This window comes from Streptomyces ureilyticus (assembly GCF_011045025.1).
GTDB lineage: Bacteria > Actinomycetota > Actinomycetes > Streptomycetales > Streptomycetaceae > Streptomyces > Streptomyces ureilyticus.
The window spans coordinates 99,271-125,913 of the sequence record NZ_JAAKZX010000003.1 but is presented as its reverse complement, the minus strand read 5'-3'; the positions used below and the strand labels follow the sequence as shown (position 1 = coordinate 125,913).

The following is a 26,643-nucleotide window of genomic DNA, read 5'->3' as shown; positions in this document are numbered from 1 at the left end:
ACAGGTCGGGGAAGCCGAGGGGTCGTGTCCGTTCCGCTGTGCCAGGCCAAGGCTGACCTCGGGGATCCGTCCGGGACAGCGCCAAGTCCTGGAATCCATGGGCGTGTTGGAGCTGCTGCGTTTGGAGGGAAGCGAGTACGACAGCACGCCGGAGGCGATCCGGGGAGCGCGCACCTACCTGGAGTGCACCGGTGTCCTGCCGCTTCTCCCCGCCCAGGAATCCCGGACCGCCGTCCGCGAGGAAACAGAGGAAACCGTCGGATGAGCACTCCGCCCGCATCGCCGCGCATGGTCGAGGTCTCCGGTGCCGAGGCCCTGTGGCTGCTGGAGGGCAGTTTCCTGGGGCGGCTTGTGTACACGCAGCGGGACCTGACCGTCGTACGGCCCGGTCGGCACACGCGGGAGTTCGGGCGGCTGGTGGTGCGCACGCCCGCGCCGGCCGCCGCGGTCCCGGCGACGGTGACGTATCACGTGGACGAGATCCGAGTGGTGGGTGGCACCGGCTGGACGGTCACCGTCTCCGGACCGGTCGATGTGATCACCGATCCCGACGAGGCCGCCCACTACCAACGCACTCTCGCCGGCTGGACACACGGCCCGCATGACACGCTGCTGCGCCTGCACCCCAAGACGGTGAGCGGATTCCGCCTCGCCCGCGCGGAGGCGTGATGGGTACCCGGCTCGAAGCCCTGCCTCACCGGCATGTGCTCACGCTGCCCGCGACGCCGTCCGCGGTCCGCACGGCCCGGGAGACCGCCGAGCGGGCCCTGGCCGGATGGGGCATAAGCCTGCGCCACCCGACGGTCGGCCCGGCTCTGCTGATACTCAGCGAGCTGGTCACCAACAGCGTCCGGCACGCCGCGGCGCTCTCCCCGCAGGTGACCGTCATCTACGCGGCGGGCGCGGACTGTCTGGCCTTCGCCGTGCACGACCGCCACCCCCACCAGCCCTCGCTGAACGCGTCGGTCACCGACACCGGCACGGGGGCGGGCGGTCTGGCCACCGTCATGGAGCTCACCCTCGGCCTGGGCGGCACCGCGGTCGTCCGGGCCGACGTCGACGGCAAGGGCAGATCACCCTTCCACTCTGACCGAACAGGCTGACCGCGCAAGGAAGTTGACGACCATGACCATCGAGTGGCGCTACACCGTCGAACAGGACCTCGGCATCCTGTCCGTCTCCGGATACCTGGGACCGGACGCCGTTCGCCGCTTCGCCGGCGCCGTCGGCTGGGTCGTGGGACGCGGGACCGGCCCGGTCATCGTCGACCTGACCGGACTGCGCGGCTGGTCGGCCGAGGGACAGCTGGCGATCACCGACGCCGCACGCCGCCTCGCCGCAGCCGACCGCAGCCTGGAACTGGCCGCGATCCCCGCCGACGGCTCCCTCGTCCCCGACGGAGACTGCCCGCCCATCCCCGTGCATGCCGACCTGGTCGGCGCGCTCACCTCACACAGCACACGGCACGGCGAGGCGCAGGAGGGCCGCCTCGAGTGGCGGACGACAGCTCCCGGTCGGAGACACTCGCGCCACGCAGCGGAATAACTCTCACGCAAGCCTTCCTCACATCACGTATGGAGTTGCTAAACTTAGCAATTGCCGAGGTCGTCACTGCTGATTCCGGGCGGTTCGGTTCTCGTGCGCGGATTCGGCGCGGCCGCCGCCGCAGGCGAGGATGGGCCGCATGTGTGTGACGAGCGAAGCGAGATGGGGGTCCCCCCGCCCGAAGGGTGGGGAAGGGTGGATGCGATGCGCCGAGGACCAGCCAATACGGCCGTACTGCTCCGCCGGGGAGGGGACGGCACCATGAGCACGCCGCTGTACCAACTGAAGGCCGAGTTCTTCAAGACGATCGCCCATCCCGCGCGCATCCGGGTCCTGGAGCTGCTGAGCGAGCGCGAGCACGCGGTAGCGGAGATGCTGCCCGAGGTGGGGATCGAGCCGGCCCACCTGTCGCAGCAGCTCGCGGTGCTGCGCCGGGCGAACCTGGTGGTGACCCGCAAGGAGGGCTCGACCGTGTACTACTCGCTGACCAGCCCGCACATCGCCGAGCTGCTCAGGGTCGCCCGCACCATCCTGTCCGGCGTGCTCGCCGGCCAGGCCGAACTGCTCGCCGACCTTCAGGCCGCCCAGACGCAGGCGAAACCGCCGTCGTAACGCCGGCCCTCAATCGGTGGCCGCCTCCCGGGAGCTGACAGCGCTCCGTGGCGCGGGAGGCGGCCGCCTTCGCCCCCGAGTGCCGTAACTCCGGTCGCAGGTGCCTGTTGGACACCTGTAGACAAGTCCTCACCGTGTCAGGGAGGGTTCATGGGCCTGTTGCGCAAGATCCGGGACACCGGGCAGGTGGCCGAGCCCGCTCCACCGCGCCCGGAGGGTGGCGTCCCCCCTCAGGCGCGGGAGTTCGGCGGCTCGGTACAGGTGCGCTGCGTGGACGCCGGGTCCTGCAACGGCTGCGAGATCGAGATCGCTGCGGCCTTCAATCCGGTGTACGACGCCGAGCGCTACGGCGCCCGGCTGGTGGCCTCGCCCCGGCACGCGGACGTGGCCCTGGTGACGGGGCCGGTGACCCGGAACATGGCCGAGCCGCTGCGCCGCACGGTCGCCGCGATGCCCGAGCCGCGGCTGGTCGTCGCGGTCGGGGACTGTGCGATCAACTGCGGGGAGTTCGCGGGCGGGTACGGCGTCGAGGGCGCCGTCTCCGATGTCGTACCGGTGGATCTGGCGGTACCCGGCTGCCCGCCGCGGCCGGACGAGATCGTGGCTGCACTGAGGAGAGTGACCGGACGGTGAGCCTGATTCCGGCCGCCCTCGCGACGGCCACCGCTTTGGGTGTGGCGGGCGCGCCGGCCGGGCTGGTCCTGCCGCAGCGCGTGCGCGGCTGGGTGGTGGGTGTGTTGACGGCGGGTGTGGGGGTGGCCGGTGGTACAGCGGGGGTGGCTGCACTGGGCGGAAGCGGCTGGTCGGCCGAGGTACCCGGGCTGCTGCCGCTGGCCGGTACGTATCTGGCAGTGGACGCGCTGTCGGGCCTGTTCATGGCGGTGGCCGGGGCCGTGGTGGCGGCGGTGGCGGTCTACGGCATCGGCTATGTGACCGGGCACGGATCGCATGGGTCGCACGGCCTCGGCTCGCGGGGCGCCCAAGCGGTGCTGCCGCTGTTCGCGCTGAGTCTGCTGCTGGTGCCGGCGGCGGCCTCGGTGTCGACGTTCCTGCTGTTGTGGGAGCTGATGGCGCTCACCTCGCTGCTGCTTGTCCTGGCCGAGCACCGGGCCCGGCCCGCCGTGCGGCAGGCGGGCGTCTGGTACGCGGTGATGACCCACCTGGGGCTCGTCCTGCTGCTGGCCGGTCTCATGGTGTACGCCGCTCAGGCCGGAGGCGAGACCTTCGCGGCCCTGCGTGCCGGCACCACCGGGATCTCGCCGACCATGCGCGGGCTGGTCTTCGTACTGACGGCGGTGGCTTTCACCTCGAAGGCGGGTCTCGTGCCGCTGCACGCCTGGCTGCCGAGGGCGCATCCCGAAGCCCCGAGTGTGGTGTCGGCGTTGATGAGTGCGGCCATGGTCAACCTCGGGATCTACGGGCTGGTGCGAGTCGGGTCCGATCTGCTGGGCGGAGGGCCGGCCTGGTGGTGGCTGCTGGTAATGGCCATGGGCGGGCTGTCGGCGGTGTACGGGATCCTGCAGGCGGCGATGGCCTCGGACCTCAAGCGTCTGCTGGCCTATTCGACGTCCGAGAACATGGGGCTCGTCGTACTCGGCGTGGGGGCGGCCGGGCTGTTCGCCCACGTCGGCAATGAGGCGCTGGCCGGGCTGGCCCTGGCGGCCGCGCTGCTGCACGTGGTCAACCACGCGGCGTTCAAGGCCCTGCTGTTCGGGGCCGCGGGTTCGGTGCTGCGGGCCACCGGGGAGCGGAACCTGGACCTGCTCGGCGGGCTGCGGGCCCGGATGCCCTTCACGGCCGGGCTGTTCGCGGTCGGCGCGCTGGGCGCGGTGGCGCTGCCGCCGGGCAACGGGTTCATCAGCGAGTGGCTGCTCCTGCAGTCGATGATCCACGGCCTGGAAGTGCCCGGCGTGACCACGGCGATCGTGCTGCCGCTCGCGGTGGCGGTGATCGCCCTGTCGGCGGGGCTTGCGGCGGCGGTGTTCGTCAAGGCACTCGGCGTGGGCTTCTTCGCCCAGCCGCGCGGCGAACAGGCCGCAGCGGCCAAGGAGTCGCCGCTGCTCATGCTGGTCGGCATGGGCCTGCTCGCCGCGTTGTGCGCGGCTCTGGCCCTGGTGCCGGGGCTGCTGGGCGAAGGCCTGGACCGCACGGTTGCGGCGGCCGGGCACACCGGGACGCGGCCGGTCGCAGGCGGCGGGCTGCGGGTGCGCCTGGAGGAGGTGTCCGCCACGCTGTCCCCGCTGTGGGTCCTCGCGGCGCTGGTAGTGGCACTCGGTGCGGTCATGGGGACCGTGGGCTGGGCGACGCGGCGCCGGCAGCGACGTACGCAGGCGAGGCTGTGGGACTGCGGGGGCGGGGCGCCGACACCACGTATGGCCTATACGGCCACCTCGTTCGCCGAGCCGCTGCAGCGGGTCTTCGACGACATGCTGGCGCCGGAGCAGGACGTGGACGTCACGCCGGTGCGCGAGTCGGCGTATCTCGTGGAGCGGGTGGAGTTCCGCAACCGGGTGCCCGACCGGATCGAGCACCGCCTGTACCAGCCGGTCCTCGACCTGCTGGCCGCCGCCGGGCAGTCGGCGCGCAGGCTGGCGGGCGGCAGCGTGCACACGTATCTCGGCTACGGCTTCGTCGGGCTGATCACTCTGCTTGTCGTGCTGGTGGTGGGCTGGTGAACCCGGTCGGATACGCGGCGATCGTCCTCCAGGTGGGCACGGTGGTGGCCGGAGCGCCCCTGTTGACCGGTCTGATGCGGCAGACCCGGGCGCGTCTGGAGGGGCGGGCCGGAGCCGGGGTGCTCCAGCCGTGGCGGGACGTGCGCAAGCTGCTGCGCAAGGAGCCGATCACTCCGGTCGGAACGGGCCCGGCGTTCCGGTGGGCGCCGCTTGTGCTGGTGGCCACCTCGCTGGTGCTGGCCGTGCTGGTGCCGCTGATCTCCACGGAGTCGCCCGTGCGGGGGCGGGCGGATCTGATCGTCGTGGTGGCGCTGCTGGCGCTGGGCACGGTGGCGTTGGCGCTCGCGGGGCTGGACACCGGCACCGCGTTCGGCGGGATGGGCGCCTCGCGGGAGATGACCATCGCCGCGCTCGTGGAGCCGACCATCCTGATGGCGGTGTTCGCGCTGTCGATTCCGGCCGGGTCGACGAACCTGCCCGTCATCGTCGCCGGAGCGGCCGACGAGCCCGCACGCCTCACCTCTCCGGCCGGGCTGCTGGCGATCGCCGCGCTCTCGGTGGCGGTGCTGGCCGAGACGGGGCGGCTGCCGGTGGACAATCCCTCCACCCACCTGGAGCTGACCATGGTCCACGAGGCCATGGTCCTCGAATACGCGGGCCCGGACCTGGCGCTGGTCGAGTTCGGTGCGCAGCTGCGGCTGACCGTGCTGCTGGGACTGCTGGCCTCGCTGTTCGCGCCGTGGGGGATCGCCACCAGTGCCTCCTCGCTCGCGGCCGTGCTGCTGGCCCTGCTGCTGGTGGTGCTCAAGGTGGCGGTGCTGGGGACGGTGCTGGCGGCGGCTGAGGTGTTCTGGGCCAAACTGCGGCTGTTCCGCGTGCCCGAACTCCTCGCCGGGTCCTTCCTGTTGGCACTGCTGGCCGTGACCGCCTCGTACTTCCTGGGCGGAGAGGGGGGACAGTGATGAGCGAGAGTCTGTTCAGCCAGCTGCTCAATCTGGCCTGCGGGGCGTTCCTGCTGGCCGCCGTGGTGGTGCTGTGGCGACGTGAACTCGCCGCGATCGTCCGGCTCTTCGCCCTGCAGGGCCTCGCGCTCGCGACGATCGCCCTGCTGCTGGGGCTGCACGAGGACCGCTGGGACCTGCTCGTGGTCGCGGTGGGCATCGGGGCACTGCGGGCCGGGCTGCTGCCGTATCTGATCCGGCGGGCCCTGGCCGTGCTCGTCGCCGGACAGGACGGCGGGCATGGCGGCGGGCATGGCGAGGCCCGCGAGACGCAGCCGCTGGTGAATGTGGCGGCCTCGCTGCTGACCGCCGCCGCGCTCACCCTCCTCTCCTACGCGGTCGCCCGCCCTCTGGTCGAACTGGACCCGACCCCGGCGACCCGTGCCCTGCCGGTGGGCCTGGCCGTGGTACTGATCGGCTTCTTCGTGCTGGTGACCCGGCGCCGGGCGCTTGCCCAGGTGGTCGGGTTCCTGCTGCTGGACAACGGCATCACCGCGACCGCCTTCCTGGCCACCTCCGGCGTGCCGCTCATCGTCGAACTCGGCGTCTCCTTCGACGTGTTGCTCGCCGTGCTGGTGCTGCAGCTGCTCACCGTGCGGGTGCGGGAGGCGTTCGGCACCACCGACATCGACGACCTGCGGGAGCTGCACGACTGATGCTGCATCTTTCTCAAGAGCCCGCGATGACCGCGCTCCTGCTCACCGCGCCCGCCGCCGCACCTCTGGCCCTCGCGGGCGCCTACACGCTCGGCGGCCTACGCGCGGGGCGGCAGGCTGCCGAAGTGTCCACCGTCCAGCGACCGTTGGAGCCCGTAGCCGCGGGAGGCGGTCGGGCGGCCGCACCCATGCCGGCCGTCGCGCCGACGATCAGTCCAGCGCGGCGACATCCCCGCGACTGGGCCGGCCTGGCCTCCCCCCTGGTGATCCTGGCCTGCGGCGCGCTGCTGGCCGCGGACGTCATCGACGACGGGCCTGTGTCCGCGTACTCCGGCCTGCTGCGGGCCGACGCGCTGACCGCATGGATGCTGCTGGTCGTCGGTGCCGTCGCGTTCATCGCGTGCGCCTCGGCACCCGCCTACCTGGCGGGCGAGCGGGCCACCGACCGGGCTACGGGCCGGACCGTGATGGGGGTCCCCCCTGCTCATGGGGGTCCCCCCGCTCGAGCGAATTCGAGAGTGGGGGAGAAGCCGAGAGTGGGGGAGCAGTCGAGAGCTTGGGGGAACTACCACGTCCTCGTCCAGGCGTTCCTGGGCGCGATGTGCCTGGCCGTGGTGACCGCGAACCTCGGCGTGCTGTGGGTGGCGATCGAGGCCACCACCATCGTCACGGCGTTCCTGGTCGGGCACCGCCGCACCCGTACGTCCGTGGAGGCCGCGTGGAAGTACGTGGTGATCTGCTCGGCCGGGATCGCGCTCGCCTTCCTCGGCACCGTCCTGCTCTACTACGCCGCCCGGCAGGCCGGCATCGCCGAGGCGTGGGCGCTGGACTGGCCCACCCTGGTTGCCCGTGCCGATCGCCTCGACCCGGCGGTCACCCGGCTCGGCATCACCCTGGTCGTCCTCGGCTACGGTGCCAAGGCGGGCCTGGTGCCGCTGCACGCCTGGCTGCCCGACGCACACAGCCAGGCCCCCGCCCCAGTCTCCGCGCTGATGTCGGGCGTCCTGCTGTCCGTCGCCTTCGCCGCCATCCTGCGCTACCGGGTCATCGCGGACGCCGCCCTCGGCCCGGACTTCACCCGCGTCCTGCTGGCCGGGATCGCGCTGCTGACCCTCGCGCTCGCCGCCGCCCTGCTGCTGGCCCAGCGCGACTACAAGCGGATGCTGGCCTATTCGAGCATGGAGCACATGAGCCTGATCGCTCTCGCCGCGGCCGTGGGCAGCCCGCTCGCTCTGGCCGCCGGGCTGCTGCACATCGCCGGGCACGGGCTGGCCAAGGCCACCGCGTTCTGCGCGTCGGGCCGGATTCTGCAGCTGCGCGGTACGTCGGAGATCGGACGAGTGAGCGGTCTGCTCGCTCAATCACCGTGGCTGGGGGCGGTGTTCGGGCTCGCAGTCGTCGCACTGCTGGGCTTTCCGCCGTTCAGCCTCTTCGCTTCCGAACTGGGCATCGCCCGCGCCGGATTCGCCGCGGGAGCGGGACTGGGCTGGGCCATGGCCGCCGCCCTCCTGCTGGTCCTGATCGCCTTCGCCGCCCTGGCCACCCGCACCGCGCGCATGCTGCTGGGACCCGCCCCCACCGGGGCTACGGCCGTCCAGGACAGCCCGTCCGCCCTGTGGCCCCTCACTGTGGGCCTGGCGGCCTGCGCCGCACTCGGCATCGCCACCGGCCCGCTGGGCGACCTGCTCTCCCAGGCCGCCGCCGTCCTCGAAAGGCCCTGACCGATGCGCACCGTGCACGACGTCCCCGCCGCCGAACTGCCCCAGCAGGCCGAAGCGCTGCTGCGCGACGGACACCGCCTGGCCCTGATCGCCGCACACCACGACGCCGACGCCGTCCGCCTGGTCCACCTCTTCGTCTCCGGACCACCCGACACCCGCATCGAACTCCATGTACGCCTCGACCCCACCCGGCCCGAGGTGCCCAGCCTGGCCCATCTCTCGTTCCCCGCCGGCCGGTTCGAACGCGAGATGCACGACCTGCACGGCATCGTCCCCCTCGACCACCCGCAGCCCCGCCGCCTGGTACGCCACTTCCACTGGCCCAGGGGCTGGTACCCGATGCATCCCGACGCCGGGGACCCGCCCGCCTTCGGCGAGCAGGAAGGCCCGTACCCCTTCCTGGCAGTCACCGGCGACGGCGTCTACGAGATCCCCGTCGGCCCCGTCCACGCCGGGATCATCGAACCCGGGCACTTCCGCTTCTCCGTCGTCGGCGAGACCATCCTCAAACTCAAGGCCCGCCTGTGGTTCGTGCACAAGGGCATCGAGAAGCTCTTCCAGGGGCGCTCGGTGGCGGCCGGGCTGCCGCTGGCCGAACGCATCAGCGGCGACACCGCCGTCGGCCACGCCCTCGCCTACTGCCTGGCCATCGAGGAGGCCACCGGCACGGCCGTACCCGAGCAGGCCCAGTGCGCCCGCGCCCTGCTGCTCGAACTCGAACGCCTCCACAACCACGTCGCCGACCTCGGCATGCTCTGCAACGACGTCGGATACGGCATCCTCAACGCCCACGCCCAGCGCGTCCGCGAACAACTCCTACGCCTCAACGACACGGTGACCGGACACCGACTCCTACGCGGCGGCGTCGTCCCCGGCGGCAGCGCCCTGCGCACCCTGCCCAGCCCCACCCAACTGGACGCCGTCGGCGACGACATCCGCGAGATCGTCCGGCTGGCGCTCGGCCACTCCACCGTCCACGACCGCTTCACCGGCACCGCCATCCTGCGCACCGAGGCCGCCCGTGACATCGGCTGCCTCGGCTACGTCGCCCGCGCCAGCGGCCTGGCCCAGGACGCCCGGATCGCCCACCCCTTCACCCCGCACGGGCAACCCGGTCACGTCCCCGTGCACGCCGGTGGCGACGTCCTGGCCCGCTTCCTGGTCCGGGCCGAAGAGATCGACGCTTCTCTCACCCTGATCCGGGAACTCACCGACCGCGTCTCGACCGGCGCGGTTCTGGGCCCTACCGCGGTGCCCGGGGAAGGCCCCCTCAGCGGCGTTGGCCTCGTCGAAGGCTGGCGCGGCACCATCGCCACCCGCGTCGAGCTCGCCGCCGACGGCACCCTCAAGCGGGTCAAGCCCGTCGACCCGTCCTTCTTCAACTGGCCCGCGCTGCCCGTCGCCCTGAACGACACGATCGTCCCGGACTTCCCGCTGACCAACAAGAGCTTCAATCTCTCCTACGCGGGCAACGATCTGTGACCGGTCAGGAACCCGACTGAACCGGACATCACTTGAGCCCTCGCGCCTTCCGCGAGGGCTCAAGTATTCGTGTGGCCAGTAGTTGTGCGTCAGCCGACGAACTCCCCCACTGCGGCCTTCAGTTCGGACAGTCCCTTCTTGGCGTCGGTGAAGAACATCCCGGTCTTCGGGTCGGTGTAGAGCTCGTTGTCTATGCCCGCGTAGCCGTGGCCCATCGAGCGCTTGATGACGACGATGCTCTTGGCCTTGTCGACGTCGAGGATCGGCATGCCCGAGATCGCGTTGCCGGGGCGGCGGGCGATCGGGTTGGTGACGTCGTTGGCGCCGATGACAAGGGCGACGTCGGCCTGCAGGAACTCGGGGTTGACGTCGTCCATCTCCTTCAGCTGCGTGTAGGGGACGTTGGCTTCCGCCAGGAGCACGTTCATGTGTCCGGGCATGCGGCCGGCCACCGGGTGGACGGCGTAGCTGACGTCGACGCCGTGGTCGGTGAGCAGCTGGGCCAGGGCGCCGAGTTCGTGCTGGGCCTGGGCGGCGGCCAGACCGTATCCCGGCACGAAGATGACCTTGCGCGCGTACGCCAGCTGGATCGCCACGTCGTCCGCGGAGACCGGGCGGACCTGGGCGGATGCCCCGCCCGCGCCGGCCGTCGCCGGAGCACTGTCGCCAGTGCCGAAGCCACCGATGACGATGTTGGCGATGGACCGGTTCATGGCGTCGGCCATCAGCTTGGTGAGGATGCCGCCCGAGGCGCTGACGAGCATGCCCGCGATGATGAGCGCGGTCTCGTCGAGGACGAAGCCGGCCATCGCGACGGCGGAACCCGTGAAGGCGTTCAGCAGGGCGATGACCACCGGCATGTCCGCGCCACCGATCGGCAGCACCATCGTCACGCCGAAGAGCAGCGCCACGACGACGAGTCCGTACAACGCGACCTGGCTGTCGGGTGCCAGCACCAGCCAGACCGTGCCGGCGACGAAGGAGGTCGGCAGCAGGACGTTGAGCAGCCGTGCACCCGGGAAGACCACCGGAGCGCCGGACACGACGCCCTGCAGCTTGCCCGCAGCGATCAGCGAGCCGGAGAAGGTGACCGCGCCGATGACGATGTCCAGGGCGCCGGGCAGGGAGACCCGTGCGCCCAGGGCGGCCGGGTGGTCGGCCTGGAGCAGGTCGCCCACCGCGATGAGCGCTGCCGCTCCGCCGCCGACGGCGTTGAAGAGGCTGACCAGTTGGGGCATGGCGGTCATCTGCACTTCGCGGGCGGCCCACAGACCGAGTGCCGCCCCGAGGACGCCGCCCGAGATCAGCACGAGCCAGCCGGTCCGGCTGATCACGTTCTCGTCCGTGACCAGCCAGACGGTGGCGGCGATCGCGAGGGCCATGGCCCCGGCGGAGAGGGTGTTGCCGCGGCGAGCCGTGCGCGGGTGGTTCATCAGGTGCAGGCCCATCACGAAGCAGGCGGCCGCGGCCAGGAAGATGTAGTGGACGGCGTTGGAGACGGTGTCCATGACGGTCACACCCCCGCCTTCTCTTGTGATTCCGTGACGGGCTTCTCGGGGGTCGGCTTGGCCCGGAACATCTCCAGCATCCTGTCCGTGACCACGTATCCGCCGACGACGTTCATGGCGCCGAACACCATGGCCACGAAGGCGAGGACGTAGCCGATCCAGTTGTGCGCCTCGGCCGCGATCAGCATCGCGCCTATGACGACGATGCCGTGCACGGAGTTGGAGCCGGACATCAGCGGTGTGTGCAGGGTCGCCGGGACCTTGCTGATGACCTCGATGCCGACCAGGACGCTCAGCACGAAGACGGTGACCGCGGTGAGGAGATCGAGGTTGTTCATGATGACGCTCCTCCCAGGAGTGCGGCCGTGATCTCATCGGCCGGGTCGAGGACCAGTTGGCCGTCGCGCACGAGGTGTCGCAGCAACGCGACGAGATTGCGGGCGTACGCCGTGGACGCGGCGGTCGCCATCGCGGAGGGCAGGCGTCCGGCACCGATCAGGGTGACCCCGTTGTCGAGGACGGTGGTCTTGTCGGGCTCTGTGCCCTCGACGTTGCCGCCGAGTTCGCTCGCCGCCAGGTCGACGACGACCGAGCCGGGCTTCATCTGCTCTACAGCGGTGGCGGTCACCAGCAACGGCGGCTTGCGACCCGGTACTTGGGCCGTGGTGATGACGATGTCGGAGCGGGCGATGTGCGCGTCGAGCGCCTCCCGCTGGGCCCGCTGTTCCTGTTCGGTCAACTCCCGTGCGTAGCCGCCCTGTCCGGCCCCCGGTTTCCCGTTCGACGGGCTCTGGATGTCGAGGAACCGGGCGCCGAGCGACTCCACCTCCCCTCGCGATGCGGGGCGTACGTCGTACGCCGAGACGACGGCACCGAGGCGGCGGGCGGTGGCGATCGCCTGCAGCCCGGCCACTCCGGCACCGAGGACGAGGACCTGCGCCGGGCGCATGGTGCCCGCCGCGGTGGTCAGCATCGGGAAGAACCGGTCGTACGAGTCCGCCGCCACCAGTGCCGCCTTGTAGCCCGCGACACTGGCCTGGGACGTCAGCGCGTCCATGGACTGGGCGCGGCTGAGGGTGCGCGGCAGCAGGTCGAGACTCACCGTGCGCACCCCGCGTCCGGTCAGTTCCTCGGCCAGGGCGGGGTTGCGCAGTGGTTCGAGCAGGCCGATCAGTGTCTGCCCGGCGCGCAGGGCCTGAGCCGTCTCCACGTCCGGCGGGCCGACACACAGCACGGCGTCGGCACGCGCGTACAACTCGTCCGGCGGTACGACGGTCGCGCCGACGTCGGTGTACTCGGCGTCGGTGAACCAGGCACCGGAGCCGGCGCCGGTCTCGATCAGGACCGCAAGTCCGGCTCGGCGCAGGAGGGTTACGGCCTCGGGGACGAGGGCGACACGGCGTTCGCCGGGCGCTCGCTCCCGTACGGCACCTATGGTGAGGGTTCCCATGATCTGCTGCCTTTCTCTGTGACCCGGTGGTGCCGGGCCACGGAACTCTCAGAACTCGAAGACGAGCCGTGCTTCGGCCCGTCCGCCGAGGACCTCGTCGAAGGATTCGTTGACCTGGTCCAGGCGCCGCGGTTCGGCGATGACCTGGGTGCGTCCGGCGGCGTGCAGCGCGAACACCTCGGCGAGGTCCTGGCGGGTGCCGACGATGGAGCCGATGACGGAGATCCCGCTGAGCACGGTCTCGAAGATCGGCACGTTGATCGCCGCGTTGTCGGCGGGCAGGCCGACCATGACCAGGCGCCCGCCCCGGTTGAGGGACCGGTAGGCCTGCTCGAACGCCTTGGGCGAGGCGGCCAGTACGACGGCCACGTCCGCGCCGCCGGCCTTCTTGATCTCCTCGACCGGATCGTGCGTACGGGCGTTGACGATCTGGTCGGCACCGAGCTTGTGGGCCAGGCCGAGCTTGTCCGGTTCGAGGTCGACGGCGGTGACGAAGCCGCCGACGAGCCGTGCGTACTGGACGGCCAGGTGGCCGAGGCCGCCGACGCCGAAGACGGCGACCCGCTCGGCCGGCACCACGTGCGCGACCTTGATCGCCTTGTACGTGGTGACGCCGGCGCAGGTCAGCGGCGCCGCGTCGAACGACGACACGCCGTCGGGGACCGGGACGACGGCGCCCGCGTCGGCCACGGCGTACTCGGCGTAGCAACCGTCCACGGAGTAGCCGGAGTTGACCTGGCTCTCGCAGAGGGTCTCCCAGCCGGAGACGCAGTGGCGGCAGGTGCCGCAGGACGAGCCGAGCCACGGGATGGCGACCCTCCCCCAGACTCCGTCCGGGCGGTGCCCCCAGCCGACCAGGTCGGCGCTGACGCCTTCGCCGACAGCTTGCACGGGGCCTACGCCCTCGTGTCCGGGGATGAACGGCGGCTGCGGCTTGACCGGCCAGTCGCCGTGGGCCGCGTGGATGTCGGTGTGGCAGAGGCCGGAAGCCTCCATACGGACGAGTACCTGGCCGGGGCCGGGTTCGGGGACGGGGAGTTCCTGGATCTCCAGGGGCTTCCCCAGGTGAGTGACGACTGCTGCCTTCATGATCTGCTCCTCAACTGGGCTGTATGCCGGAAGCCGGCTCTCTGCCGGGTCCTCGATCCGTGTGACGAAACGCAGCCCGTCCCCTGCTGCGAGGGAGAAGCCGCCCGGTGTGCCCTCTTCGACGTCCAGGACGAAGCGCGGGCGGCCGAGTGCCTCGTACAGGTCGGCGTCGATGTGGAAGGTGCCGCCGTCCAGGACGCCGAGCATCATGTCGCCGTCGCCGAGGGCGAATTCGCCGCCGGGGAAGCACATCGGGTCGCTGCCGTCGCAGCAGCCGCCGGACTGGACGAACATCACCGGCCGGCCGTGGGCGGCGCGCAGGGCCTTGATGGCCCGGTGCGCCGCCCGGGTGGCGGTGATGCGCCCGGAGTTGCCGTTCACTAGCCTCGCGGGCATGTCGGTGCACCCTTTCGGATCCGCTGGAATCGCTGGCTCGGCTAGAACAGCCCGAGCGGCTTGGTGCCGTAGCTGACCAGGAGGTTCTTGGTCTGGCTGTAGTGATCGAGCATCATCTTGTGCGTCTCGCGGCCGATGCCGGAGACCTTGTAGCCACCGAACGCGGCACCCGCCGGGTACTGGTGGTAGCAGTTCGTCCAGACTCGGCCGGCCTTGATGGCGCGGCCCATCCGGTAGTTGCGGTTGGTGTCGCGGCCCCACACGCCGGCCCCGAGGCCGTACAGCGTGTCGTTGGCGATCTCCAGTGCCTCGGCCTCGTCCTTGAAGGTGGTGACCGCGAGGACGGGTCCGAAGATCTCCTCCTGGAAGACCCGCATCTTGTTGTGGCCCTTGAGGACGGTCGGCTCGTAGAAGTAGCCGTCCGCGAACTCACCGCCGAGGGCGGGGCGGTGGCCGCCGACGAGCAGTTCGGCGCCCTCCTTCAGACCGATCTCGACGTACGAGGCGATCTTCTCGACCTGCTGCCGGGAGACCTGGGGGCCGATCATGGTGGCGGGGTCGAGCGGGTCGCCCTGCTTGATGGCGCGGATGCGCTCCAGGCAGCGGGCCATGAACTCCTCGTAGATGTCCTCCTGGATGAGGGCGCGCGACGGAGCGGTGCAGACCTCGCCCTTGTTGAACGCGTACAGCACGAGTCCCTCGACGGCCTTGTTCAGGAAGTCGTCGTCCTCGGCGGCCACGTCGTTGAAGAAGATGTTCGGCGACTTGCCGCCCAGCTCCAGCGTGACCGGGATGATGTTCTGCGCCGCGTACTGCATGATCAGGCGGCCGGTGGTGGTCTCGCCGGTGAAGGCGACCTTGGCGATGCGCTTGTTGGTGGCGAGCGCCTTGCCGATCTGGGCGCCGGGGCCGTTGACGACGTTGAGGACGCCCGGCGGCAGGTGGTCGCCGATGACCTCCATCAGCTTCAGGATCGACCACGGGGTCGGCGACGCGGGCTTGATCACCGTGGCGTTGCCGGCGGCGAGCGCCGGGGCCAGCTTCCACGCGGCCATCAGCAGCGGGAAGTTGAACGGAATGATCTGCCCGACGACACCCAGCGGCTCATGGAAGTGGTAGGCGATGGTCTCCTTGTCGATCTCGGTGATCGAGCTCTCCTCGGCGCGGATCGCGGCCGCGAAGTAGCGGAAGTGATCGGCTGCGAGCGGGATGTCGGCGGCGAGTGTCTCGCGGACCGGCTTGCCGTTGTCCCAGCTCTCGGCGATGGCGAGTTCCTCGCGGTGCGCGTCGATGGCGTCGGCGACCGCGTTCAGGACCGCGGCCCGCTGCGTGGTGGACGCCTCGCCCCACTTGTCCTTTGCGGAGTGGGCTGCGTCCAGGGCGAGTTCGATGTCCTCGGGTCCTGACTTCGGGACCTCGCAGATCGGCTTGGCGGTGGCGGGGCACAGGTTGGTGGAGTACTCACCCGTGGTGGGCGCCTCCCACTTGCCGCCGATGAAGTTCTCGTACCGGGGCGCGACGTCGACGGGACTGCCCTGCCTGCCCGGAGCCTCGTAGGTCATGATCGTCACCTTTCGTGAGGATTGTGGTGATGTTCAGCACGCTAGGACCGGGAACGCTGCAGCAACGCTGCATGCCGTCGGACCTGCGGCAGTCGGGGAAGGAGAGACGACTCGGTGTCCAGTGCGCGGGCCCGGGCCGCCGCTGCGGCGCGCTGCGGCGAACCGCCCGGCAGCGCGCGGGCGAGCGCCTGCCACGCGGGGGCGTCGTCGGCTCCCCAGGCCGCGTCCACCCAGCGGCGCAGCAGCCGGGCGTCGCCGCTGCCGAGGACGGCACCGCGCAACTGCTGTTCCAGGGCCCGCCGTTGCTCCACGACGACCGGCGCGTCGGAGCGCGGCAGCAGCGGACCGGGGTAGCCGGCCAGCGCCTCGCTCACCCGTCCTTCGGCGAGCAGCGCGGTCACGTCGGCGAAGTCGGTCCGCACCGGGCTCAGCAGTGCGTACGGCCGTGACCCGAGCAGGGCGGGGCCGAGCGCCGTGCGCAGCCGGGTCAGCTCGGCCCGCAGCGTCGAAGGGGACAGCTCCCGCTCCGACAGGTCCACCGCGAGCCGGTCGCCGGTCACGCCGCGGCCCTCCAGGGCGAGCGCGACCACGATCTCGCTGTGCCGCGGGCTCAGTCGGTGGACTCTCCCGTCACACTCCAGCAGTGCGCTGTCCCGGCCCAGCGCCATCAGATGTACGGCGCCGTCCCGTCCCGGGCGGGACGCGTCCTGCGTACGCACCACGCGCCCGTCGGGACCGAGCAGTACCGCCGGCGCGGTCAGCTTGCGGGCGAGTTCTGCCTCGGCCGCCAACGCGGCACCCCGTACCGCGGCCAGAGCAGGGGGCGCGGCGATGGTGCCGCCGCCGGAGAGGTCGACGACACCGAGCACCCGGCCGGTGCCCGGATCACGTACCGGGGCGGCGGCACACGACCAGCCGTGCGCGGCGGCGCTGTAGTGCTCGCCGGCCACGATCTGGACGGGCCGGCCCAACTCCAGTACCAGTCCGGGGGCGTTGGTCCCGGCCTGTGCCTCGGACCACACGGCGCCCTCGGCGAAGTGCATCCGCTCGGCGCGCTCCACAGCCGCGGTGTCGCCCTCGACCCACAGCAGAGTGCCGTCGGTGTCACCGACCGCGAAGACGTGACCGTCGTCCGCGGCACCGGCTCCCAACAGCTCCCGGAACAAGGGGAGCACCGCGACCAGCGGGTGGGTACGCCGGTAGGCCGCCAGCTGTTCGGCCGTCCCGCGCAGCGGCGGCAGACGGCTGCCGTCGGGCTGTACGCCGCGCGCCGCGCAGCGCTGCCACGAGTCGGCCACCAAGCGCCGCACACCCTCCGGCGTTCCGAGCGAGGTCAGGAACCGCTCGTGCGCGGAGCGCAGCGCGGATGCCGAGGTAACGGTGGAAGCATCCATGCGGCCAGCACCTCCCACGTGTCTTCGTCCAGTGCGGTCGCACCAGCCTCACCCGCATCCGGGGAAGGGTGCAGGGGCCGAACGGCCCCTGTGCCAGGGACGCTTGGGCCTTCGGCCATGGCGCACGGGCCGCCCCACCGAGTGCGGGGTCGGGTACGGACGCAGGAGCGGGCAGGCAGGTCGCGCAGGGCGAGGGCGTTGGCGCCGACGTCGGTGTCATGGCCGACGTGCACCGGCCGAGCGCGCTGGCACCGAGGACGACCCCGCCGATCGTGAGCTGCCGCTCGCGGCCTTGGCGTCGGTCCACGATCAGTACCGCCAGGGACGGCGACAGCACCCCCCAGAGAGCGAACTGCGCGACGGCACAGAGCCGCCGACCGGCTTCGGTGTCCGGTCCGGCGGCCCCATGCCGCCTGTCGGTTGTCGGTCTGTCAGCTCTGCGGGAGCCGGGCGGCGACGTACTCGGTGAGGTCGAGGAGCCGGTTGGTGTATCCCCATTCGTTGTCGTACCAGCCGAACACCTTCACGAGGTTTCCGTGGGCCTGGGTGAGCGGGGCGTCGAAGACGCAGGAGGCGGGGTCGCCGACGACGTCGCGGGAGACGATCGGGGCGTCGGACACCCGCAGGATGCCCTTCAGCGGCCCGTCGGCGGCCTCCCGGAAGGCGGCGTTGATCTCGTCCGCACTCACGGGCCGGTCGAGCACCAGGGTCAGGTCGGTCAGGGAACCGTCCTCGACCGGCACGCGTACGGCGATGCCGTCCAGGGTGCCGGACAGCTCCGGCAGGACCAGGCCGACCGCGCGGGCGGCGCCGGTGCTGGTCGGGATGATGTTCACCGCGGCGGTGCGGCCGCGGCGCAGATCCTTGTGCGGCCCGTCGAGAACCACCTGGTCGTTGGTGTAGCCGTGGATGGTGGTCATCAGCCCCTTGTCGATGCCGAATTGCTCGTCGAGCACCTTCACCATCGGCGCCACGCAGTTGGTGGTGCACGAAGCGTTGGAGACCACATGGTCCCGGTCGGGGTCGTACGTGCTCTCGTTGACGCCCATGACGATCGTGGCGTCAACTCCCTTGCCCGGCACGGACAGCAGCACCTTGCGCGCGCCGGCCTTCAGGTGCTGTCCGGCGTCCTCGCGGCTGCGGAAGCGACCGGTGGACTCGATGACGACGTCCACACCGAGGTCGCCCCAGGCCAGCGCAGCCGGGTCGCGTTCGGCGGTCACCGCGATGCGATGCCCGTCCACGGTGATCGAGTCGTCGTCGTGCTCGACGGTGCGGCCGAGGCGGCCGTACGTCGAGTCGTACGCCAGGAGGTGGGCCAGGGCCGTCGGCGAGGTGATGTCGTTGATGGCCACCACCTCGACGGGCGTGCCCGCCCCGGTCTCCGCGCGCTCCAGTACGCAGCGCAGGTAGTTGCGTCCGATGCGGCCGAAGCCGTTGATGCCCACGCGCACGCTCATGTCCGTAGTCCTCCCGATCGATCCGCTTCTGGTGTGCGCTGCCAGCCTGCTGGCAGGGGATCGGATCGGGCTTGGGCCGTCCGGGGGCCAGGTGAGGGACGTTCGGCCCGGCGGACCTCGATGCCCCGTACGGACTGTCAGGCCCTGTCGTGCTTGAGCCGCTCCTGGACCTGGGTGGCGATGACCGCGGCCTGGATGCGGCGCTCCACGCCGAGCTTGGCCAGTAGCCGGGAGATGTGGTTCTTGACGGTCTTCTCGGCGAGGTAGAGCCGCTGGCCGATCTGGCGGTTGGTCAGCCCCTCGCCGATCAGCGCGAGGATCTCCTGCTCCCGGCTGGTCAGGCCGGGCAGCGCGTCAGGTTCCTCTTCCTTCTGTTGGTCGTTGCGCAGGCGGGCCATCAGCCGGGTGGTGGCGCTGGGATCGAGCAGGGACTGGCCCGCGGCGACCGTGCGGACGGCGGAGACCAGGTCCGAGCCCTGGATCTGCTTGAGCACGTAGCCGGAGGCTCCGGCCATGATCGAGTCGAGCAGGGCCTCTTCGTCGTCGAACGAGGTCAGCATCAGACAAGCCAGCTCCGGCATACGCGAGCGCAGTTCCCGGCACACGGTGATGCCGTCGCCGTCGGGCAGGCGTACGTCGAGCACGGCGACGTCCGGGCGCAGGGCGGGCACTCGCACCAGAGCCTGTTCGACATTGGCGGCCTCGCCGACCACGGTGATGTCCGGCTGGTCGTCCAGCAGGTCGTGCACCCCGCGCCGTACGACCTCGTGGTCGTCCAGCAGAAAGACCCGGATCGCGGTCTTGGGGGTGGGCTGCTCGCTGTCCGTCATCGACGGCTCCTGTCCTGCGTCGTCTGTCTCCCGCGCCGGAATCCGCCTGGTGGGCGGGACCGGTCCTCCCTGTGAGAGATCCTGCGGGATTCCGGGCCGAAGGGCCAGGGCCGATCGGCCCTTTCCCTTGTGGCGGTTTCCCCTGTGGCGGTGCCGAATGCTGTGTGGGACGGACGGGCCCTGGCCGACAGGGCCAAGCAGTCCGGATCGGGACCATCGGCCCCTGGAGTCGCGGCAGCCCTGTCGTGAGGCTCAGGGTGAGGGTCGGCGCAATCGTCCGCGGCCCGCTGGTCCCGTTTCGGACACGGAGGTCTCTTCCCATGATTCGCCCCATCACCGTCGGCCTGGACGGTTCCCCCGAGAGCCTGGCCGCCGCCGACTGGGCAGCCCGCGAGGCACAGCGCCGCGATCTGCCACTGCATCTGGTGCACGCCTGGATCTGGCAGCCGCACGACGTGCCGGTCGCGCAGGACCTGGACACGCAGAAGCACTGGGCCCTGCGTATTCTGCGGGAGGCCGAGGAGGAGCTGCGAGGGCGGCATCCGGAACTGAAGGTCAGTACCGAGCAGCTGTCCGACACCGCGGCCGAAGTGCTGCTGGGTCAGGCGGAGAAGGCGGAGCTGCTGGTACTGGGCTCCAGCGGTCACGGCGCCGTCGCCGGGTTCCTGCTCGGCTCCGTCGGCCAGCACGTGCTCGCCCGGGCGAACAGCCCGGTGGTCACGGTGCGGGCGAACGCCCGCTCGGCCGCCAAGCACGACGGCGGGGAGGTCGTGGTCGGACTCCAGGACCTGGGCGACCCGGCCGGGCCGCTGCTGGAATTCGCCTTCGACGCGGCCGCCGCCCGCAGGACCGCGCTGCGCGCCGTGCACGCGCCGAACCTGCCGCCGCTGTACGGATACGGCCCCGCGGTCGGGCAGCAGGCCGGCCGAGAGGGCGGGATCACGGGGCAGGCAGAGAAGGCGCTGTCCGACGTTCTCAAGCCGTGGCGCGACAAGTACCCGCAGGTCCCGGTCGCTCACACGGTCGATCTCGCCCGCCCGTCCACAGTCGTGCTGCAGGCCGCAGCCCAGGCCGGCCTCGTAGTGGTCGGTCGCAGGGCGCACCGGCCCGCGCTCGGTATGCGCATCGGGTCGGTCGCCCATGCCGTCCTGCACCACGCCGCCGCCCCGGTCGCCGTCGTCCCGCACGACTGAGGGCTGAATTCCGCACAGCTTGAGGGCCGAGCGGCCCCACAGGCGAGGACGTCCAGGACCTGCCCGCCGCGTCGGGGCCCGTTCGACGCTGGAACCGCACCGAACAGACAGAACCGAGGAGCATCAAAATGAAGGCAGCAGTCGTCCGGTCCTTCGGCGAGCCGCTGGTGATCGAGGAGCGCCCGGACCCGGAGCCCGGCCCCGGCCAGGTCGGCATCCGCCTGGAGGCATCCGGACTGTGCCACACCGACATCCACGCCGCGCACGGCGACTGGCCCATCAAGCCCACCCCGCCTTTCGTCCCCGGCCACGAGGGCGTCGGCATCGTCGAGGCGCTCGGCGACGGGGTGACCCACCTGGAGATCGGGCAGCGGGTGGCCGTGCCCTGGCTGGGTTGGGCCTGCGGGCGCTGCGAGCACTGCCTGTCCGGCTGGGAGACGCTGTGCGCGCAGCAGCAGAACACCGGCTACAGCGTGGACGGCGGCTACGCCGAGAAGATGCTCGCCCCCGCGGACTTCGCCGCGGTGGTCCCCGACGGCATCGACCCGCGCGACGCGGCCCCGCTGACCTGTGCCGGTGTGACCACGTACAAGGCGCTCAAGGTCGCCGGCGTCCGGCCCACCCAGCTGGTGGCGATCTCCGGCATCGGCGGTCTGGGCCACCTCGCCGTGCAGTACGCGAAGATCGCCGGAGCCACCGTCGCCGCGATCGACGTCACCGACGACAAGCTCGAACTCGCCCGGGAACTCGGCGCGGACATCCTCATCGACGCCCGCAAGGAGGACCCGGCCGAGGTCCTCAAGCAGCACGGCGGCGCCCACGCGGCGATCGCGCTGGCCGTCAACGAGCAGGCGTTCGCCTCCGTCTACGGCGGACTGCGGCGCGGCGGCAAGCTGGTCATGGTCGCCCTGCCCGCCGGCGGCACCATCAGCGTGCCGATCTTCGACACCGTCCTGAACGGCACCTCGGTCATCGGCTCCATCGTCGGCACCCGCCAGGACCTGGACGAGGTCTTCCAGCTCCACGCCGCCGGACGCACCAAGGTGATCTACGAGACCCGCCCGCTGGACACCGTCAACGACTCCATCGCCGAAGTGCTGAACGGTCAGATCAAGGCACGCATCGTCTTCGAGATGTGAAACACCCGCGCCAGTCCGCCGCACGCCGTAGCCCGATGGGGACCACGGGCGGCGGACGGGCCACGTACGGCAGGTCCCCCGGGACATCGTCGGATATCGGAAGGAGAGCACACGTCATGGTCCGCTACGTGTACGAGTTCACCGAGGGCGGCCGTGACATGGCCGGCCTGCTCGGCGGCAAGGGCGCCAACCTGGCCGAGATGACCCGCATGGGGCTGCCCGTGCCACCCGGGTTCACCGTCACCACCGGGGCCTGCCGCGCCTTCCTCACCACGGGCGCCGAGCCGGACGGCTTGGCCCGCGAGGTCTCCGTTCACCTGACCGCCCTGGAGCAGGCCGCCGGACGGCGGCTGGGACAGCCGGACGACCCGCTGCTGCTGTCCGTCCGCTCAGGCGCCCGGTTCTCCATGCCCGGCATGATGGAGACGATCCTCGACATCGGCCTGGGCGACGACTCCGTGCTCGGCCTGGCGAAGACCTCCGGGAACGAGCGCTTCGCCTGGGACTCCTACCGCCGCCTTGTGCAGATGTTCGGCAGCACCGTCATGGGCGTCGACAGCGCAGTGTTCGAGCAGGCCATGACGCAGCTCAAGGACCTGCGCGGCGCCCCGGACGATCTCCACCTGGACGCCGGCGACCTCGCCCAGCTCGTGGAGACGTACAAGAACCTGATCAAGTACGAGACCGGGGAGGACTTCCCCCAGCTCCCGGCCGAGCAGCTACGGCGCGCGGTCCTCGCCGTCTTCGAATCCTGGAACGGCGAGCGCGCCCGCCTCTACCGCCGCCGGGAACACATCCCGGACGACCTGGGCACCGCGGTCAACGTGCAGACCATGGTCTTCGGCAACCTCGGCCCCGACTCCGGCAGCGGCGTCGCCTTCACCCGCGACCCGGCCACCGGCGCCCGGGGCGTATACGGGGACTACCTGTCCAACGCGCAGGGGGAGGACGTCGTCGCCGGGATCCGCAACACCGTGCCGCTGGACCAACTGGGCCGCCTGAACCCCGAGGCGTTCGCCCAACTCCGCGACCACATGCGGACGTTGGAGTCGCACTACCGGGATCTGTGCGACATCGAGTTCACCGTCGAGCGCGGCAAGCTGTGGATGCTGCAGACCCGGGTGGGCAAGCGCACCGCGGAGGCCGCGTTCGCCATCGCCGCCGAGCTGGTCGACGAGGATCTGATCACCCCGGACGAGGGTCTGGCGCGCGTCAGCGGTGACGGCCTCGCCCGGCTGATGTTCCCCCGCTTCGACACCGCGGCCGTCGGCCAGGCGCTTGCGCACGGCATTCCGGCCTCGCCGGGCGCCGCCGTCGGCGCCGCGGTGTTCGACTCCGCCGAGGCAGTCCGGCGTGCCGCCGCCGGGGAGAAGGTCGTCCTCGTACGGCAGGAGACCACGCCCGACGACCTGCCCGGCATGATCGCCGCCCAGGCCGTGCTGACCAGCCGCGGCGGCAAGACCAGCCACGCGGCCGTCGTCGCCCGCGGCATGGGCAAGGTGTGCGTGTGCGGGGCCGAAGAGATCACCGTGGACTCGCAGGGCCGCCGCTTCACTGTGGGCGACACCACCGTCGAGGAGGGCACGGTCATCTCCGTCGACGGTTCGGAAGGCGCCGTCTATCCCGGCGCGGCTCGGCTGGTGGACTCGGCCGTGATGCGGTACTTCGAGACCGGCGAAGCCTCGGCCGGGCTGGTCGACGCCGTGGCCCGCGCCATGCAACAGGCAGACGGCGTACGGCGGTTGGGCGTGCGGGCGAACGCCGACACCCCCGAGGACGCCGCCCGCGCCCGCCGGTTCGGAGCCGAGGGCATCGGCCTGTGCCGCACCGAGCACATGTTCCTCGGCGACCGACGGCAACTCGTCGAGGCGATGATCCTGGCCCGCACCGACACCGAACGCGAACGGGCGCTGGACGCGCTGCTGCCGCTCCAGCGGCAGGACTTCATCGGGATCCTGGAGGCGATGGACGGCCTGCCCGTCACCATCCGCCTCCTCGATCCGCCACTGCACGAGTTCCTGCCCGACCGCACCGAACTCGCCGTACGGCTCGCCGCCGCCGAGGCGCACGGCAACCCGCCCAGCGCCCACGACTCCGAACTGCTCGACGCCGTCAACCGCATGCATGAGGAGAACCCGATGCTCGGCCTGCGCGGCGTACGCCTGGGCCTGGTGGCACCGGGACTGGTCGTCATGCAGGTACGGGCCATCGCCGAGGCGGTCGTGGACCGCAAGCGGGCCAGCGGAGACCCACAGGCGGAGATCATGGTTCCGCTCATCGACACGGTCGAGGAACTGCGGCTCGTGCGCGAGGAGGTGGAACAGGTACTGGCCGAGGTCAGCACGGAGTCCGGCGTCACCGTCGAGTGCCCGATCGGCACGATGATCGAGCTGCCGCGGGCCGCGCTCACGGCGGGCCGGATCGCCCAGGAGGCACAGTTCTTCTCCTTCGGCACCAACGACCTGACCCAGACCACCTGGGGCTTCTCCCGCGACGACGTCGAGGCGGCGTTCTTCTCCGCCTACCTCGACAAGGGCATCTTCAAAGTGTCCCCGTTCGAGACGATCGACCGCGAAGGCGTCGGCCGCCTGGTCGAGATCGCGGTCGCCGAGGGCCGCGCCGCCCGGCCGGGCCTGAAGATCGGCGTCTGCGGCGAGCACGGTGGGGATCCGGACTCGGTGCACTTCTTCCACGGCGCGGGCCTCGACTACGTCTCCTGCTCACCGTTCCGCGTCCCGGTCGCCCGCCTGGAGGCGGGTCGGGCCGCGCTTCCCGAGACGGACGCCAGCGACAGCAGGTGACACATCCTCCGGGGGGACTGGAGCTGTAAGCCCGGCTTCGACCCTCCCGGCGGACTGCTTTGCCCGGATCCGGCGCAAGCCCGCCCCATCAGCGGGGTCGGCCGTGATCACGACGGGACCCACGGCCCGTCCGCCGGGGCCGATCGGCCCTGGGGCCACGGCCGGTCTCGGCGAAAGGCTGGAGCCGGCAGAGAACGAGAACAAGAAGGAGTGGTCGGCATGACTGGCAGGGACGCTGGAGCCCGGGATACCACCGCTGTTGTCCAGGTACGGGCCGAAGGCGAGGTCAGTGAGGAGGCTCTCGCGTACGCCCGTTCCAAGATCGACGCTGTCGTGAACCGGCCGGGGCTGCCGGCGGTCACCGGCGAGGTGAGGATCGCCAAGGCGGCGGCCCATCACGCCGAGCACCCGTGGTCGGCCGTGGCCGACCTCCGGGTGGGCCGCACCGTCGTGGTCGTTCACGCGCAGGAGGCCACCAGCCAGGAAGTCACCGACCGGCTGCAGGACCGGCTGCGCCGTCAGGTGGAGCGAGCGGCTCACGGGGGCAACGCCGCCCACAAGTCGGTCATCCCGCCCTGGCGCGGCGGGCAACCGGACGACGCCCTCGCGGGCCGCGACGCGGGACAGCAGGACACCCGGTCGACGTGACCTGCCCGGGCAACGATCCGTGCAGGGCCTGGACCGCGGCGCCGTTCCAGGAATACCCACTGCGCACTGGGCTGTGCGGACGAAAGCGCACAGAACGGCGCCTTCGGCCTCAACCACGCCGACGCCGCTTGGCGCCGGAGCGTACAGAACCGGCCGGGTCCAGCCGGGCCGAACCGTCACGGACCTCAGCCTCAGTGACGTTCGGCATCGCCGCCGCGCTCTGAGCGGCTGCCGCCGTCGTGACAGTGGGCGCGGTAACTGTCGTACCCCGCTTGATGGTTGCAGTCCTCGTCGCCCGGCGGCGCGGCGGGCCGGCCTTCCTGGCCTTCTGTGTGGCGGTTCCGCGCCCGGACCAAGTGCGGCCGAGGAGAGGGCGGTTCGGCCCGGGGACTCAGGACCGGTTGGCCCCTGCGCCATCAAGCCGGTGCGCGGGAGGCTGAAGAGGCATCGGAGGGCCGGCTACCCGGGACAGTCCAACGGGACAGCAGCGGCCGGAGCGGCCGCCATCACCCGCGAGTTCCGGCCCCCGATGCCCACCGCAGGAGCACGACGCCGTGCAGGGATCCGTCGCCCGCAAGGGCCGTGCGCAGGGGACACCGATCGCGCTCCGCACGCACCAGTGTGAAGGGAACTGCCATGAAGACCTCCAAGGTCGGCGAAGTGATGACCTCCGAGGTCATCGGGGCCCGCCAGGAGACACCGTTCAAGGACGTGGCACAGCTGCTGGCCCGGCACCGGATCAGCGGGCTACCGGTCGTCGACGCCGACGACAAGGTCCTCGGCGTGATCTCCGAGACCGACCTGATCCGCCGACAGGCGGCGAAGGCCGAACGGGACCGGGGAGGCCGCTTCCGGCTGCCGGCACTGCGCCGGAAAGTGCGTATCTCGACCGCGAAGGCCCGCGCCATGACCGCCGGGCAGCTGATGTCGACACCCGCGATCACCGTGCACCCGGAACAGCCCGTCGCGGACGCCGCACGGGTCATGGAGCGCCACCACATCGAACGGCTGCCCGTGGTGGACGAGGAGGACCGCCTGATCGGCATCGCCACCCGCCGCGACCTGCTGCGGGTCTTCCTGCGCACCGACGAGGAGATCCGCCAGGAGATCATCGACGAGGTCATGACCCGCGCCATGTGCCTGCCGCCCCACACCATCATCGTCTCGGTCCACGACGGCACGGCCACGCTGGAGGGACGCCTGGAACGCCGTAGCGACATCCCGGTGGCGGTCCAGCTGACCTGGCGGGTGGACGGCGTGGTGGGCGTGATGAGCAGCCTCACCTTCCGCATCGACGACACCCGGCCGCCCGAGAAGCACCCCTCGCGCCGGGTCGCCCACCACTGGCTACCCGAGCGGTAACCCCGGCGCCGCTTCAACGACCCCGCCGATGATGATCGGCACCACGTGGCCGAGGTGGACATCTGGCGGGAGTCGGCGACGTCATAGGTCGTCGATCTTCAAGTGATCGAAAACGTCTC

23 protein-coding genes and 2 pseudogenes are annotated in these 26,643 nt (G+C 71.3%); 16 read left to right on the top strand and 9 right to left on the bottom strand.

Translation table 11 applies throughout. The features are described from left to right. From G6048_RS01785 to G6048_RS01735, 11 genes and pseudogenes are all read left to right on the top strand, one after another. A pseudogene (locus G6048_RS01785) lies at positions 1 to 265 on the top strand (hypothetical protein); the annotation flags it as partial. Then, positions 262 to 669 carry a pyridoxamine 5'-phosphate oxidase family protein gene (locus tag G6048_RS01780; RefSeq protein ID WP_165337610.1) on the top strand — a complete coding sequence of 136 codons (408 nt, stop codon included), beginning with the start codon at positions 262 to 264 and terminating at the stop codon, positions 667 to 669. The pseudogene G6048_RS01785 and the gene G6048_RS01780, both read left to right, overlap by 4 nt. Beyond that, complete coding sequence (locus tag G6048_RS01775) at positions 669 to 1,103, top strand: ATP-binding protein (protein ID WP_165337609.1); 435 nt, start codon at positions 669 to 671, stop codon at positions 1,101 to 1,103. Before G6048_RS01780 ends, G6048_RS01775 begins: the two co-directional genes overlap by 1 nt. A gap of 22 nt (positions 1,104 to 1,125) precedes the next feature. Beyond that, positions 1,126 to 1,545, top strand: coding sequence for an anti-sigma factor antagonist (locus G6048_RS01770; RefSeq protein ID WP_165337608.1), 420 nt, complete (start codon positions 1,126 to 1,128; stop codon positions 1,543 to 1,545). A 261-nt stretch (positions 1,546 to 1,806) separates the two neighbouring features. After that, positions 1,807 to 2,157 (top strand): ArsR/SmtB family transcription factor, encoded by a 351-nt coding sequence (locus G6048_RS01765; protein ID WP_206341030.1) that lies wholly within the window; start codon positions 1,807 to 1,809, stop codon positions 2,155 to 2,157. A gap of 150 nt (positions 2,158 to 2,307) precedes the next feature. Continuing rightward, positions 2,308 to 2,790 carry an NADH-quinone oxidoreductase subunit B family protein gene (locus G6048_RS01760; protein WP_165337606.1) on the top strand — a complete coding sequence of 161 codons (483 nt, stop codon included), beginning with the start codon at positions 2,308 to 2,310 and terminating at the stop codon, positions 2,788 to 2,790. After that, positions 2,787 to 4,832 (top strand): proton-conducting transporter transmembrane domain-containing protein, encoded by a 2,046-nt coding sequence (locus G6048_RS01755; RefSeq protein ID WP_165337605.1) that lies wholly within the window; start codon positions 2,787 to 2,789, stop codon positions 4,830 to 4,832. Before G6048_RS01760 ends, G6048_RS01755 begins: the two co-directional genes overlap by 4 nt. Continuing rightward, complete coding sequence (locus G6048_RS01750) at positions 4,829 to 5,794, top strand: respiratory chain complex I subunit 1 family protein (protein WP_165337604.1); 966 nt, start codon at positions 4,829 to 4,831, stop codon at positions 5,792 to 5,794. Before G6048_RS01755 ends, G6048_RS01750 begins: the two co-directional genes overlap by 4 nt. Continuing rightward, positions 5,794 to 6,489 carry a hypothetical protein gene (locus tag G6048_RS01745; RefSeq protein WP_165337603.1) on the top strand — a complete coding sequence of 232 codons (696 nt, stop codon included), beginning with the start codon at positions 5,794 to 5,796 and terminating at the stop codon, positions 6,487 to 6,489. The genes G6048_RS01750 and G6048_RS01745 overlap by 1 nt, the downstream gene beginning before the upstream one ends. After that, positions 6,489 to 8,210, top strand: a complete 1,722-nt coding sequence (locus tag G6048_RS01740; protein WP_235989412.1) for a proton-conducting transporter transmembrane domain-containing protein — start codon at positions 6,489 to 6,491, stop codon at positions 8,208 to 8,210. Before G6048_RS01745 ends, G6048_RS01740 begins: the two co-directional genes overlap by 1 nt. A gap of 3 nt (positions 8,211 to 8,213) precedes the next feature. Continuing rightward, positions 8,214 to 9,692 (top strand): hydrogenase large subunit, encoded by a 1,479-nt coding sequence (locus G6048_RS01735; RefSeq protein ID WP_165337602.1) that lies wholly within the window; start codon positions 8,214 to 8,216, stop codon positions 9,690 to 9,692. A gap of 89 nt (positions 9,693 to 9,781) precedes the next feature. On the opposite strand, the gene G6048_RS01730 is transcribed toward G6048_RS01735, so the two are convergent. The 9 genes and pseudogenes from G6048_RS01730 to G6048_RS01695 form a co-directional block, all read right to left on the bottom strand. Then, the gene (locus G6048_RS01730) at positions 9,782 to 11,200 is read right to left on the bottom strand and encodes an NAD(P)(+) transhydrogenase (Re/Si-specific) subunit beta (RefSeq protein WP_165337621.1); all 1,419 of its coding nucleotides are present in this window, start codon (positions 11,198 to 11,200) and stop codon (positions 9,782 to 9,784) included. Positions 11,201 to 11,205: 5 nt separating this feature from the next. Further along, positions 11,206 to 11,538, bottom strand: a complete 333-nt coding sequence (locus G6048_RS01725; RefSeq protein WP_165337601.1) for an NAD(P) transhydrogenase subunit alpha — start codon at positions 11,536 to 11,538, stop codon at positions 11,206 to 11,208. Further along, on the bottom strand, positions 11,535 to 12,650 hold the full coding sequence (locus G6048_RS01720) for an NAD(P) transhydrogenase subunit alpha (protein ID WP_165337600.1): 1,116 nt from the start codon (positions 12,648 to 12,650) through the stop codon (positions 11,535 to 11,537). The genes G6048_RS01725 and G6048_RS01720 overlap by 4 nt, the downstream gene beginning before the upstream one ends. Positions 12,651 to 12,698: 48 nt before the next feature. After that, positions 12,699 to 13,739, bottom strand: a complete 1,041-nt coding sequence (locus tag G6048_RS01715) for a zinc-dependent alcohol dehydrogenase (RefSeq protein WP_206341049.1) — start codon at positions 13,737 to 13,739, stop codon at positions 12,699 to 12,701. 66 nt (positions 13,740 to 13,805) lie between these two features. Then, positions 13,806 to 14,135: pseudogene (locus tag G6048_RS50820) on the bottom strand (DUF779 domain-containing protein); the annotation flags it as partial. A 41-nt stretch (positions 14,136 to 14,176) separates the two neighbouring features. Next, positions 14,177 to 15,697 carry an aldehyde dehydrogenase family protein gene (locus G6048_RS01710; RefSeq protein ID WP_165337598.1) on the bottom strand — a complete coding sequence of 507 codons (1,521 nt, stop codon included), beginning with the start codon at positions 15,695 to 15,697 and terminating at the stop codon, positions 14,177 to 14,179. Between the two features lie 41 nt (positions 15,698 to 15,738). Continuing rightward, on the bottom strand, positions 15,739 to 17,091 hold the full coding sequence (locus tag G6048_RS01705) for a sigma-54-dependent transcriptional regulator family protein (protein ID WP_165337597.1): 1,353 nt from the start codon (positions 17,089 to 17,091) through the stop codon (positions 15,739 to 15,741). A gap of 431 nt (positions 17,092 to 17,522) precedes the next feature. After that, on the bottom strand, positions 17,523 to 18,551 hold the full coding sequence (gene gap / locus G6048_RS01700; RefSeq protein ID WP_165337596.1) for a type I glyceraldehyde-3-phosphate dehydrogenase: 1,029 nt from the start codon (positions 18,549 to 18,551) through the stop codon (positions 17,523 to 17,525). 137 nt (positions 18,552 to 18,688) lie between these two features. Beyond that, positions 18,689 to 19,381, bottom strand: a complete 693-nt coding sequence (locus tag G6048_RS01695; protein ID WP_165337595.1) for a response regulator — start codon at positions 19,379 to 19,381, stop codon at positions 18,689 to 18,691. A gap of 320 nt (positions 19,382 to 19,701) precedes the next feature. Between G6048_RS01695 and G6048_RS01690 the strand changes: the two genes are divergently transcribed. The 5 genes from G6048_RS01690 (at position 19,702) to G6048_RS01670 (ending at position 26,524) form a co-directional block, all read left to right on the top strand. After that, entirely contained in the window at positions 19,702 to 20,574 is an 873-nt protein-coding gene (locus G6048_RS01690) for a universal stress protein (RefSeq protein ID WP_165337594.1), read from the top strand. Between the two features lie 128 nt (positions 20,575 to 20,702). Beyond that, entirely contained in the window at positions 20,703 to 21,713 is a 1,011-nt protein-coding gene (gene adhP, locus G6048_RS01685; protein ID WP_165337593.1) for an alcohol dehydrogenase AdhP, read from the top strand. 116 nt (positions 21,714 to 21,829) lie between these two features. Then, positions 21,830 to 24,514: a pyruvate, phosphate dikinase gene (ppdK, locus tag G6048_RS01680; protein ID WP_165337592.1), complete on the top strand. Its 2,685-nt coding sequence runs from the start codon at positions 21,830 to 21,832 to the stop codon at positions 24,512 to 24,514. A gap of 219 nt (positions 24,515 to 24,733) precedes the next feature. Then, positions 24,734 to 25,162 (top strand): hypothetical protein, encoded by a 429-nt coding sequence (locus G6048_RS01675; protein WP_165337591.1) that lies wholly within the window; start codon positions 24,734 to 24,736, stop codon positions 25,160 to 25,162. 636 nt (positions 25,163 to 25,798) lie between these two features. Next, positions 25,799 to 26,524 carry a CBS domain-containing protein gene (locus G6048_RS01670; protein WP_165337590.1) on the top strand — a complete coding sequence of 242 codons (726 nt, stop codon included), beginning with the start codon at positions 25,799 to 25,801 and terminating at the stop codon, positions 26,522 to 26,524. Positions 26,525 to 26,643 lie beyond the last annotated feature (119 nt).

What these genes read in the sequence shown, in the direction of transcription:
- G6048_RS01765 (WP_206341030.1), top strand. Translation starts at nt 1,807, where the DNA reads ATGAGCACGCCGCTGTACCAACTGAAGGCCGAGTTCTTCAAGACGATC.
- ppdK (WP_165337592.1), top strand. Translation starts at nt 21,830, where the DNA reads ATGGTCCGCTACGTGTACGAGTTCACCGAGGGCGGCCGTGACATGGCC.
- G6048_RS01770 (WP_165337608.1), top strand. Translation starts at nt 1,126, where the DNA reads ATGACCATCGAGTGGCGCTACACCGTCGAACAGGACCTCGGCATCCTG.
- G6048_RS01725 (WP_165337601.1), bottom strand. Translation starts at nt 11,538, where the DNA reads ATGAACAACCTCGATCTCCTCACCGCGGTCACCGTCTTCGTGCTGAGC.
- G6048_RS01695 (WP_165337595.1), bottom strand. Translation starts at nt 19,381, where the DNA reads ATGACGGACAGCGAGCAGCCCACCCCCAAGACCGCGATCCGGGTCTTT.
- G6048_RS01710 (WP_165337598.1), bottom strand. Translation starts at nt 15,697, where the DNA reads ATGACCTACGAGGCTCCGGGCAGGCAGGGCAGTCCCGTCGACGTCGCG.
- adhP (WP_165337593.1), top strand. Translation starts at nt 20,703, where the DNA reads ATGAAGGCAGCAGTCGTCCGGTCCTTCGGCGAGCCGCTGGTGATCGAG.
- G6048_RS01715 (WP_206341049.1), bottom strand. Translation starts at nt 13,739, where the DNA reads ATGAAGGCAGCAGTCGTCACTCACCTGGGGAAGCCCCTGGAGATCCAG.
- G6048_RS01670 (WP_165337590.1), top strand. Translation starts at nt 25,799, where the DNA reads ATGAAGACCTCCAAGGTCGGCGAAGTGATGACCTCCGAGGTCATCGGG.
- G6048_RS01760 (WP_165337606.1), top strand. Translation starts at nt 2,308, where the DNA reads ATGGGCCTGTTGCGCAAGATCCGGGACACCGGGCAGGTGGCCGAGCCC.
- G6048_RS01740 (WP_235989412.1), top strand. Translation starts at nt 6,489, where the DNA reads ATGCTGCATCTTTCTCAAGAGCCCGCGATGACCGCGCTCCTGCTCACC.
- G6048_RS01690 (WP_165337594.1), top strand. Translation starts at nt 19,702, where the DNA reads ATGATTCGCCCCATCACCGTCGGCCTGGACGGTTCCCCCGAGAGCCTG.
- gap (WP_165337596.1), bottom strand. Translation starts at nt 18,551, where the DNA reads ATGAGCGTGCGCGTGGGCATCAACGGCTTCGGCCGCATCGGACGCAAC.
- G6048_RS01730 (WP_165337621.1), bottom strand. Translation starts at nt 11,200, where the DNA reads ATGGACACCGTCTCCAACGCCGTCCACTACATCTTCCTGGCCGCGGCC.
- G6048_RS01780 (WP_165337610.1), top strand. Translation starts at nt 262, where the DNA reads ATGAGCACTCCGCCCGCATCGCCGCGCATGGTCGAGGTCTCCGGTGCC.
- G6048_RS01675 (WP_165337591.1), top strand. Translation starts at nt 24,734, where the DNA reads ATGACTGGCAGGGACGCTGGAGCCCGGGATACCACCGCTGTTGTCCAG.
- G6048_RS01775 (WP_165337609.1), top strand. Translation starts at nt 669, where the DNA reads ATGGGTACCCGGCTCGAAGCCCTGCCTCACCGGCATGTGCTCACGCTG.
- G6048_RS01735 (WP_165337602.1), top strand. Translation starts at nt 8,214, where the DNA reads ATGCGCACCGTGCACGACGTCCCCGCCGCCGAACTGCCCCAGCAGGCC.
- G6048_RS01705 (WP_165337597.1), bottom strand. Translation starts at nt 17,091, where the DNA reads ATGGATGCTTCCACCGTTACCTCGGCATCCGCGCTGCGCTCCGCGCAC.
- G6048_RS01745 (WP_165337603.1), top strand. Translation starts at nt 5,794, where the DNA reads ATGAGCGAGAGTCTGTTCAGCCAGCTGCTCAATCTGGCCTGCGGGGCG.
- G6048_RS01720 (WP_165337600.1), bottom strand. Translation starts at nt 12,650, where the DNA reads ATGGGAACCCTCACCATAGGTGCCGTACGGGAGCGAGCGCCCGGCGAA.